Origin of the sequence: Chitinophaga hostae, from assembly GCF_018224885.1 — a bacterium.
Taxonomy (GTDB): Bacteria; Bacteroidota; Bacteroidia; order Chitinophagales; family Chitinophagaceae; genus Chitinophaga; species Chitinophaga hostae.
In genome coordinates this window covers 1-9829 of the sequence record NZ_JAGTXB010000039.1, presented here as the reverse complement: position 1 = coordinate 9829, position 9829 = coordinate 1, and the positions used below count along the sequence as shown (strand labels likewise).

The 9829-nt window shown below is 45.3% G+C and carries 10 protein-coding genes; 3 read left to right on the top strand and 7 right to left on the bottom strand.

What is annotated here, in order from left to right; genetic code table 11:
- Positions 1 to 149: 149 nt before the first annotated feature.
- Both KE626_RS34320 and KE626_RS34315 read left to right on the top strand, forming a co-directional pair.
- Complete coding sequence (locus KE626_RS34320; protein ID WP_211977651.1) at positions 150 to 482, top strand: hypothetical protein; 333 nt, start codon at positions 150 to 152, stop codon at positions 480 to 482.
- A gap of 131 nt (positions 483 to 613) precedes the next feature.
- Positions 614 to 1072, top strand: a complete 459-nt coding sequence (locus tag KE626_RS34315; protein WP_211977649.1) for an RDD family protein — start codon at positions 614 to 616, stop codon at positions 1070 to 1072.
- 75 nt (positions 1073 to 1147) lie between these two features.
- On the opposite strand, the gene KE626_RS34310 is transcribed toward KE626_RS34315, so the two are convergent.
- Positions 1148 to 1477, bottom strand: coding sequence for a hypothetical protein (locus KE626_RS34310; RefSeq protein WP_211977647.1), 330 nt, complete (start codon positions 1475 to 1477; stop codon positions 1148 to 1150).
- Positions 1478 to 1677: 200 nt separating this feature from the next.
- Between KE626_RS34310 and ligD the strand changes: the two genes are divergently transcribed.
- Entirely contained in the window at positions 1678 to 4341 is a 2664-nt protein-coding gene (gene ligD, locus KE626_RS34305; protein ID WP_211977645.1) for a DNA ligase D, read from the top strand.
- A 103-nt stretch (positions 4342 to 4444) separates the two neighbouring features.
- On the opposite strand, the gene KE626_RS34300 is transcribed toward ligD, so the two are convergent.
- The 6 genes from KE626_RS34300 to cfa all read right to left on the bottom strand — a co-directional run.
- Positions 4445 to 4927: a low affinity iron permease family protein gene (locus tag KE626_RS34300; protein WP_211977643.1), complete on the bottom strand. Its 483-nt coding sequence runs from the start codon at positions 4925 to 4927 to the stop codon at positions 4445 to 4447.
- A 141-nt stretch (positions 4928 to 5068) separates the two neighbouring features.
- Entirely contained in the window at positions 5069 to 5764 is a 696-nt protein-coding gene (locus KE626_RS34295; protein WP_211977641.1) for a LytR/AlgR family response regulator transcription factor, read from the bottom strand.
- Positions 5754 to 6800 carry a sensor histidine kinase gene (locus tag KE626_RS34290; RefSeq protein WP_211977638.1) on the bottom strand — a complete coding sequence of 349 codons (1047 nt, stop codon included), beginning with the start codon at positions 6798 to 6800 and terminating at the stop codon, positions 5754 to 5756. Before KE626_RS34290 ends, KE626_RS34295 begins: the two co-directional genes overlap by 11 nt.
- Position 6801: 1 nt before the next feature.
- Positions 6802 to 7563, bottom strand: a complete 762-nt coding sequence (locus tag KE626_RS34285; protein ID WP_211977636.1) for an ABC transporter permease — start codon at positions 7561 to 7563, stop codon at positions 6802 to 6804.
- A gap of 4 nt (positions 7564 to 7567) precedes the next feature.
- Positions 7568 to 8479 carry an ABC transporter ATP-binding protein gene (locus KE626_RS34280; RefSeq protein ID WP_211977634.1) on the bottom strand — a complete coding sequence of 304 codons (912 nt, stop codon included), beginning with the start codon at positions 8477 to 8479 and terminating at the stop codon, positions 7568 to 7570.
- A gap of 131 nt (positions 8480 to 8610) precedes the next feature.
- Positions 8611 to 9829, bottom strand: a 1219-nt coding sequence (cfa, locus tag KE626_RS34275) for a cyclopropane fatty acyl phospholipid synthase (RefSeq protein ID WP_346344519.1), incomplete at its 5' end; no start/stop codon positions are given.

Here is a 9829-nt window from a genome sequence, read left to right as displayed (position 1 = left end):
TATTGGGGGCTTCGTCCCCTTTTTTATGCCTTAAACATTTATTTTAGTCGGACAATACTGGCTCGAAACTATAAAACATTTTATGGTCAACGAAATATTATAGTCCGCCAGAATAGAATAGTTACTCACTTTAACAATACTCATCATTAATGCAATATAAAACAATCGTCGTTCCTAAAGACCAGGAGGCAAAACGCGCGTTGGATTATGATAAGGCGACATCAGAACAATTAATAGAACTGGTATTAGACGAAACTGAGTTTAAGAAGTTGTGGGGAACAGGATTTTTTGAGCTTATAAATAATATAGCAGAGGTGAATATCGATAATTATGAAGATGAAGCTGTAGAAGAGAAGGAAAAATTAGAAAAAGTACTGGCAAGTGAGATCTTCACCATAACCATTATTGACAAGGTGAAGCAAATTAAATCCCTTTTTGAAGAAGCACTAAAACGCAAGACGGGAGTCTATTTTTTCTTCTAGCAAGAATGAAATTACATTGACCTCTACCCGAGGCTACCCGGAAACATGATAAGTTCCCGCAAAAACCTCCCTATACACCCGAAAAAACCGCTATCTTAGCACTTACACCTATATCCCAAATCCTTTATACTATGGAACAACTTATCGAAACCTCAATTTTTACAGACGAAGTAAACCTTCATCACGCCAGTTCAGGACAACGTTTCGCCAATTACCTGATAGATGTAGTCACATTTTACGCTTTTATATTCTGTTTCTTCTTTGCATTGGCATCAGTTGCACCGGAGTTTACAAACTCCATTCTTGTGTATGTCGATAACGGACTGGTATCATTGCTGATGTATGGGCTTTACATGGGTACTATAGAAGTTATTTTCCAGGGCCGCTCGCTGGGTAAACTGGTTACCGGAACGAAAGCCGTAACAGAAGACGGCGTTAGCGTGGATGCCCGCAAAGCTTTCCTGAGAGGACTGATCCGTGCCGTACCGTTTAATGGATTCAGCGGACTGGGTTATCATTGTAATCCATGGCATGACCGGTGGACAAAAACACACGTAGTTGATATCAAGAAATCGGCATTGCCGCTATAATAAAAAAGGGGCCTTTTCACACCGGAAAGGCCCCTTTTTATTTCGCATATTCTAAAAATCGCAGCTAACCTGCGGCTATACTTTTATAACGGCAATCAAGGCTGCCAGCAATGTACAACCCAGTAAAAGAAAATAAGCAGTTCTGCTGAGCGGCTTTTTATCATGAACTGCATTAATAACGGTCACCACTGCGAAGAGTCCCAGCTTAGGGCCTACTTTATAATAATTAACCACAGGATATTTTAACCATACGAGTAATATGCCGGTCAGGAGGATCGTAATCCCTAATGGCAGCCCCCATTTATCTTTCGGCGGATGCTTTACGGGGAACAGCAATGCCAGCCGGCATAAATACAAAAGAAAAGCACAAAAATGAATGATCAGTATAACATTAAATAAAAGCATTGCAGTGTAAATTGGTTACAGCTGCAAAACTATAGGGCAAGAACTTTTTTTTGATGCACCTGGGTTAATAAATTACAGCTTCGCTAAATCAGTACGCTTCTTTCCGCTGACATGGCTGATTCCATTGTTCGATATCCTGCTGCACGAACCATTATACCCCAAAAAAGGTTATATTTCGGGTAGTCTAAACCAGCCCGCTCATGAGTTTAGAAAAATACAGGCAAAAAAGAACATTTACCAAAACACCGGAACCTACTGGCGGTTCAGCTGAGGATGAGGCGCTGCATTTCGTGGTGCAGCAACATCATGCGTCCCATCTTCACTATGATTTCCGGCTGGAGATGCAGGGCGTACTAAAAAGCTGGGCGGTACCCAAAGGTCCGTCGATGGACCCGGATATTAAGCGGCTGGCGATGCAGGTGGAGGACCACCCCTACGATTATAAAGACTTTGAAGGCACCATCCCGCCCGGGAATTACGGTGCGGGCACCGTGATCGTATGGGACAGGGGCGAATATATACCCGAAAAAGATGCCGGCGCCGACAAAAAGAAACAAACGAAAGACCTGCTGCATCAGCTGCACAGCGGCAGGCTCCATTTCACGCTGAAAGGGAAAAAACTGAAAGGCAGCTTCGCCCTCGTTAAGGCAACCGGCAGAGGCGACAATGCCTGGCTGCTGATGAAGCTAAAAGACCGCTACGCAGTGAAAGGAGATATCACGACGAAAAATAAATCCGTAATGTCCGGCAAAACACTGGAACAGGTAGCCAAACATCCGCAGAAAGTATGGGAAAGCAACCGGCAACAACCGGCCGCAAAAGCAACGGCTAAGAAAAAAGCCACTGTGGCAGCTCCCCCGATAACAACAGCAGACGAAGCGGCAGATATCTCCGGTATCATAAAAAAAGGAAAAAAAGCAGCCATGCCCAAAAATGTAAAGCCTATGCTGGCCGCTTTAACACCGAAGCCTTTCGATAAGGAAGATTGGCTATACGAAATCAAGTGGGACGGCTACCGTGCTATCGCCTATCTTAACAATGGTAACGTGGAGCTGCTGTCCCGCAACCAGGTGGACTTCAACAACAAATTTGCCGTGATCACCGGCGCGTTGAAAGCATGGAAGATAAAAGCAGTCACAGATGGAGAAATAGTAGCCCTCGATGATAAAGGAAACCCTGATTTCCAGGCGCTGCAGAATTATGTCAAACACGGAAAAAGCGCACATCTTGTATATCATCTCTTTGACCTGCTTTGGTATAACGGCAAAGACTACACGCATCTTCCGCTGGCAGAACGGAAACAATTGCTGCAATACCTTATCCCGGAGAGCAACGACCAGTTACGCTTTAGCAATCATATCGCCGCACAGGGAACAGCATTTTACCAGGCTGCTATTAACCGCGGACTGGAAGGGATTATGGCCAAAGCAGCCAACAGCAGCTACATCATGGGCAGGAGGTCCGACAGTTGGCTGAAAATAAAAAACAACCTGCAAACAGAAGCCATCATCTGTGGCTACACCGCCGGCAGAAACAGCCGCAAACATTTTGGCGCCATCATCCTTGGTAAATATACGGGCAACAAACTAAAGTATATAGGGCATACCGGCGGCGGATTTAATGAAAAATTGCTGAAGGAACTCTTTATAAAATTCCAGCCACTGATCACAGCCGTTTGTCCGTTCAAGCCGGCACCCAAAACAAATATGCCTGCCACCTGGCTCAAACCGGAGCTGGTGTGCGAAGTGAAATTTGCGGAAACTACCGCAGATGGAATTTTGCGACAGCCCATTTTTTTAGGACTCCGGGAAGATAAAAAAGCAGCAGACGAAAAAAATATAAAAGTGGTAAACCCTCCCCTCACCAAAAAGCCCACCAGCAAAACTACCGGCACAGCAGGTAAAACCGCAGCCGTAAAAACAACCGCCGCGACTTCCTTTCTCCCGGAAGATGAAAAACAGGTAGAAATAAAAGTCGACGGCAAGCTCCTGAAATTTACTAACCTCGACAAACTATACTGGCCGGAAGAGGGCATCACCAAAAGAGATATGATCAACTACTATGCGGCTATTTCGGACTATATACTTCCCTATTTGAAAGACAGGCCACAATCACTGAACAGGTTTCCGGAAGGCATCAAAGGATTTAGTTTTTATCAGAAAAATGTGGAAGATAAAGTTGCCGCCTGGATAGAACGATTCCCCTATACCAGCGACTCAGACGGGGATACCAAAGAATTTATGGTATGTACCGGCAAAGCAGGGTTGTTATATATGGCCAATTTAGGCTGTATAGAATTAAATCCCTGGCACAGCAGGGTCAGCAAACCCGATCGCCCTGACTATTGTCTCATAGACCTGGACCCCGACACCAATACGTTTAACCAGGTCATTGACACCGCCCTTGAAATAAAGAATATCCTCGATGAAATCGGAGTCCCTTCTTTCGTAAAAACATCCGGTGCTACAGGCATGCACATACTCATTCCGCTGGGTGCAAAATATACCTTTGAACAATCCCGTATGCTGGCAGAGCTGATTGTGGGCATCGCCAACAAACGGCTGCCGGCTACTACCAGCGTACTGAGAACGCCGGCTAAACGAAAAGGAAAGATCTACCTCGATTTTCTGCAGAATAGGCAGATACAGACCATGGCATCAGCCTATTCGCTTCGACCCCGGCCCGGCGCCACCGCTTCCGCACCGTTACATTGGGAAGAAGTAAAAAGAGGACTGAAGGTATCGGACTTTAATATTTATAATATGCCGCAGCGGCTCGCCCGGGAAGGCGATCTGCTGAAAGGATTACTGGGTAAAGGGATTGACATGAGAGCGGTACTTAACAGGCTGAAAAACCTGTTATAAACGGGCGGTATTATTCTTTCTCTACCTGTTGAATGGCGCCCCGGATGGGTAGTACAACGTATTTTCCTGAAAACGCTACAAAGGCTACACCAATACAGCCCTCCTACTTTTTCTTTTTCCGGGTAAGCAGATCTTCCTCATGCTTGCTCAGCGCGTCACCAATCGCTTCTTCCACCGAATGCGATTCCATCATACTTACCCTCTTTTTCGTTTCGTCCACCATAATACAATAATATTTATGCAAAATATCCAGCTCCTCCTCCGATAAATCCTCTACATCAATTAACCGGTTGCTGGCGGATTTGTTAGCAGCAATCAACTCATTGAGCTTTAGCTGCACCGATTTAGAATCTTTATTCTGCGACTTCTGTATAATAAATACCATGAGGAAAGTAATAATGGTGGTACCGGTGTTGATAACTAGTTGCCAGGTATCAGAATAATGGAACAGGGGCCCTGTAATTGCCCAAACGATGATAACCCCCAGGGCCACAAAAAATGCCCAGGGACTTCCCGTAGCGGCGACTACTTTACTGGCCATTTTTTCAAAGAAGTTTTTTGAGGGATGGTCGCTCAATGCTTTCATAACCGGTGTGTTTATTTTATAATGTAATGTACAAGTTTTGCACCAGCACACAACTGAGAAAATAAAGCCTCCGGGAGCCACACTTTGGCCACCGGTTTCCACAAAGCGGGGTGGACAAACGCCGCCGGCGTTAACTAAAACCTAACGGCTAACAGCTGTAATCACCTCATAAAATCGCTTCCTATACGTATCAGATAGAGGAATCACCTGGTCCCTTATCTTAATCCCATCCTTCTCAATAGTATCAATTTTGTCGATAGCCACCATAAACGATTTATGTACCCGGCATATAATAGCCGGCGGTATATCCGCTTCAAATTCCCGAAAAGTTTTTAGTGTCATAATCCGTTTGTGGATAGTATGAATTTTCCGGTAATCCCGCATCCCCTCTATATACAATACTTCTCTTAACAAGAGCTTTTCAAGGCGGTATTCGGTTTTTATAAAGATAAATTTCTTTTCAGCGCTGTTACCCTGACGTGACAGGTTAGTTTTCACCTTCTCCACCGCCTGTAAAAAACGATCAAAAGTAAAAGGCTTTAGCAGGTAGTCGGTAACGTTGAGTTCATAGCCTTTGAGGGCATATTCGTGGTAAGCGGTGATGATAACTACCTCTGTGCTGGTATGCATAGCCTGCAGCAATTGTATGCCGGATATCTCCCCGATATTAATGTCCAGGAAAATAAGATCCGCCGGGTTAGACTGCAGGTATAGCAGCGCATCTATCCCATTATCAAAAGCCGCCATCAGGTGAAGAAAAGGCAACTTCTGCATATACCCTTTAATACGTTCCTGTGCCAGCGGTTCATCCTCAATAATAACGCAGTTAATTTTCATGGGTATTCAGTGTTAGGGTCACCTTATATATTTCTCCACTATCGGAAATATCCAGCTCATGTTTACCGGGGTATAGCAGCGCCAATCTGCGTTGTAACAGATCATTCCCCAAACCGTTATGCACGCGGTTTATGGGAGATGTACGACGGTATTTATTTTCACACGCAAAGCGGATCGTTTCCGTATTGACAGACAAGGAAATACTCACTGCCGGCCCCTCCTTTCTGGGTGCGGCATGTTTAAACGCATTTTCAACATAGGCAATAAACAGCATAGGCGCAATCATATGGTTTCCCGGCTCTCCTGTAATGCTATACTCCACGTACTCGCTGTTGGCGCTCCTGATTCTTTGCAACGCAATATATTCATCCAGGTAATCAATTTCCTTTTGTAACGGAATCTGGTCGTCCCGGGTTTCATATAACATAAAACGCATGATACCCGACAATTTATTCAGGTACATAGAAGCCTTAACCGCATCTTTCTCAATCAGTACATCAATATTGTTGATGGTGTTAAAAAGGAAATGCGGGTTGATCTGGGATTTTACCAATGCCAGCTCTGTTTCATAATTTCTTCTGTGTAATTCTTCCTTTAATTTCATCTCTCCGGACCAGCTGATAAACCCTTTCAACACAAGAGCAATGACGCCATGGATACCCGCCAACACGGACAGGAAGAGGCTCATGATCAATAGTTCGCTCAGTTTTAACGATTGGTTCCCATGGGCGAATGGCATCCACAATAATAACGATGTAATACATCCCGCCAATACGGCCAGCACAACGGTCATCCCCGCAAAGGCAAGGTATTTTTGTTTGTATAAAAAACGATCAAATAAAATATGGTAGAAAGAATAAAAACCAAGTATACCCGGTACAAAACAAAACAAGGCCAGCGGCGAAAAAAAAACCGTATTTACCCATGCGTGCAAAGGCATTTGCCCCTTCGACATCAGCAGCACAAAAGTTGATATCAGCAACGCATAAAGCAGCCAATACCCGGTATGTAGCAAATAAATAACCGACCTTTTCATTTTAACCCCGTTCCTCTTTATAGATAAAAAGTAGATATCCTATTATTGTGGTGACCAGGAAATATCCAACTGACCATAGGTAGATCCGCTCTTCAAATTGCCCATTCAAACTGTAAACACTGTAAATGTAAGGAATTATAAAGCCATACTTCCAGCGGGCAGCCATTATGGCAAAAATGTAAATACCCAGTCCCACTCCCACCGGCACCAGGAAATTACGGTATTGCAAACTCAGTAAATATTGCAGGGCCACCACCGGTAAACAGGTCAACAGGAATTTTCCATTACCCAGCAGGTATTTCATAAAGGGAAATGGCTCCGCGGGAAAAGGTACCCTTTTTACCAGCAAGGCCGGGATCAGTCCCTCCAGGTAAATACCGATATTAAACAGGATGAAAAATTGCAACAACATGATGAGGATCACCAGCAGTTTAGCGAAAAAAATAGTGGTCAGTGACTGCGGCGTAGTATGTAACTGCTTCCAGGTGTTATTCCGGTACTCCAGCTGCCCAATCAGGCTGGTAGCCAGTATTACACCCATAGGCAATAAAAAGGTAGCCATAAACTGCCAGCTTCGACCATAAAGCTGTTCCCATATTTTTGGATCACTGTTATCTTTTGACAGCGTGTCAAAAAAATAGAAACGCTGCAGCAAAATAATAACCGGCAAAAAGGCGCCACCGGCTAAAGTGAGCCACACCGCTGCTGAACGGGTACGCTTCATCCATTCACTCTGAAAACTATTCAAAAAAGTAAGGGTCATTTTATCAATTATTGGTGAGGTTCATAAAAATATCTTCCAGGTCATTTCTCCTGGTATTCATATCATACACCTGGATACCAGCCATCACCAACCGCTGGTTGATATCTGCCAGTCCCTCCCTGCTCACGGATTCGAGTAAAACCTTACCTTCCTCCAATACGCCGGTCCAGCCATTTTCGAGGATCAACGTAAGTGAACGGGCGGCGTCACTGCAGTCGATGACCGTCCTGGAACCCGCTGCGCGTTGCCCGGTCAGCGTATGCAATTCGCCCTGGTAAAGCAGTTTACCTTTATTAATAATTCCTACATGCGTAACCAGTTTCTCAATTTCTGTTAGTAAATGACTGGAGATAACTATCGTAATATTGCTTTCCTGGTTCAACTGACGGAGCAAAGCACGCATCTCGATAATGCCGGCAGGGTCCAGTCCATTGGTAGGTTCATCGAGGATTAGTAATGAAGGGTTATGCAGCATGGCTATGGCGATACTTAGCCGCTGCTTCATGCCGAGGGAAAAGCGCTGTACTTTTTTGGCACCCGTATCCAATAATCCCGTCAGTGCCAGTACTTCTCTTACCCTGGCGGCAGGGCATTGATAGATCTTCTGTAATAACCGCAGGTTTTCTGCGGCGGTAAGATGAGCATATACAGAAGGACTTTCGATCAGGGAACCCACGCGTTTTAAAATAGCCACCCGGTGGGTATCGAAACTCTCTCCAAATATCCGGATGCTTCCCTGCTGCTTTCGCAGTAATCCCAATATGAGTTTCAACGTGGTGGTTTTACCGGCGCCATTAGGCCCCAGGAAACCATAAATGGCCCCCGCTGGCACCTGCAGGCAAATATTATCCAACCCCATTTCATTATGAGGGAAGTAATGGGTAAGTTGTGCGGTTTCAAGACAATACGCTGTCATAAATACTTCCTTTGTTTTTCAAAAGTACTATACCGCTTTCCTTCATGTAACGAATAACCCGCAACAAGGAGAGGTTTATCTGCAACAGGGGTGTTTTGTCCTGCAAGTGACCGGAAGGCCCTTTTTATACTTTATGCTTCTTTAAACCGGTATCCCCCCGGCACCCCGTTCTTAGAAAGCACAATCTGCCATAGCTGGCTTTTACGGGCCCGGAACGACCCGGCGCAGGACAAAAGATAATATTTCCACATGCGGAAAAATGTCTGGTCATAGGTTGCCTTTAGCTGATCCCAGTTCTGCCATATGTTATCGTACCAGGCCAGCAGGGTTCGGTCGTAATCGACGCTGAAATTCTGCCAGTGTTCCATTACAAACAGTCCTTCAATAAACTGTCCGATGAGGCGGATAGTGGGGATCATGGCGTTCGGAAAAATATATTTGTTGAGCCAGCGATCGGTGAAGGTATGAGCGGTATTACCACCAATGGTATGCAGCAGGAAGAGTCCATCGTCCTTTAAACAACGATGCGCCATCCGCATATAGCTGTCATAGTTTTTATAGCCTACGTGTTCAAACATTCCAAGGGAAACAATTGCATCGAACGATTCGTGCACCATCCGGTAATCGGTCAACCGGATGTCGACCGGCAGGCCTTTGCAGCGTTCCCTCGCCAGTTCCGCCTGCTCCTTTGAAATGGTGATGCCGGTTACCTTAACGCCATATTCTTCCGCGGCAAATTTTGCGAAGCTTCCCCAGCCACAACCGATGTCCAGCACATGCATACCCGGACGCAGCTGTAACTTGCGGCAGCTGAGATCCAGTTTATTTTCCTGTGCCGCATCGAGGGTATTGGCATTTTCCCAGAAAGCGCAGGTATAAGTCATACGCTTATCCAGCATCACTTCAAAAAGATCATTGCCGGTATCATAGTGTGCGCTGCCATTGCGGTAGGCCCTGGAAGGTGTCTGGTAGTTGAGTAATCGGGCGAGTAAAATATCTGCCTTAAACCTGAAATTCTTTTTGATATGGTTATCTGCGTCAGCGAGCAATATTCTTGTAAAAAAATCATCCAGCCGTTCACAATCCCACTGCTGGTACATATAGGATTCTCCCAGGCCAAGAGAACCTTTGCTGAGTACTGCTCCGTAAAACGCGTCGTCATGTACCCGGATATCCCATGGTTGATGTCCGTTCACCGTAATACCGGCGGCAGACAACAGGCGGTTGATAGTATCTTTTGCGTGGCGGACCATAGCTGTCGTTTTTCCCCGTTCGCTGACTTCCCTTTCCCCTTCTTCCAGATTAGCAACAATACAGGCGGCTCCTTTGTTCATGCGGCTTACAAAAGAA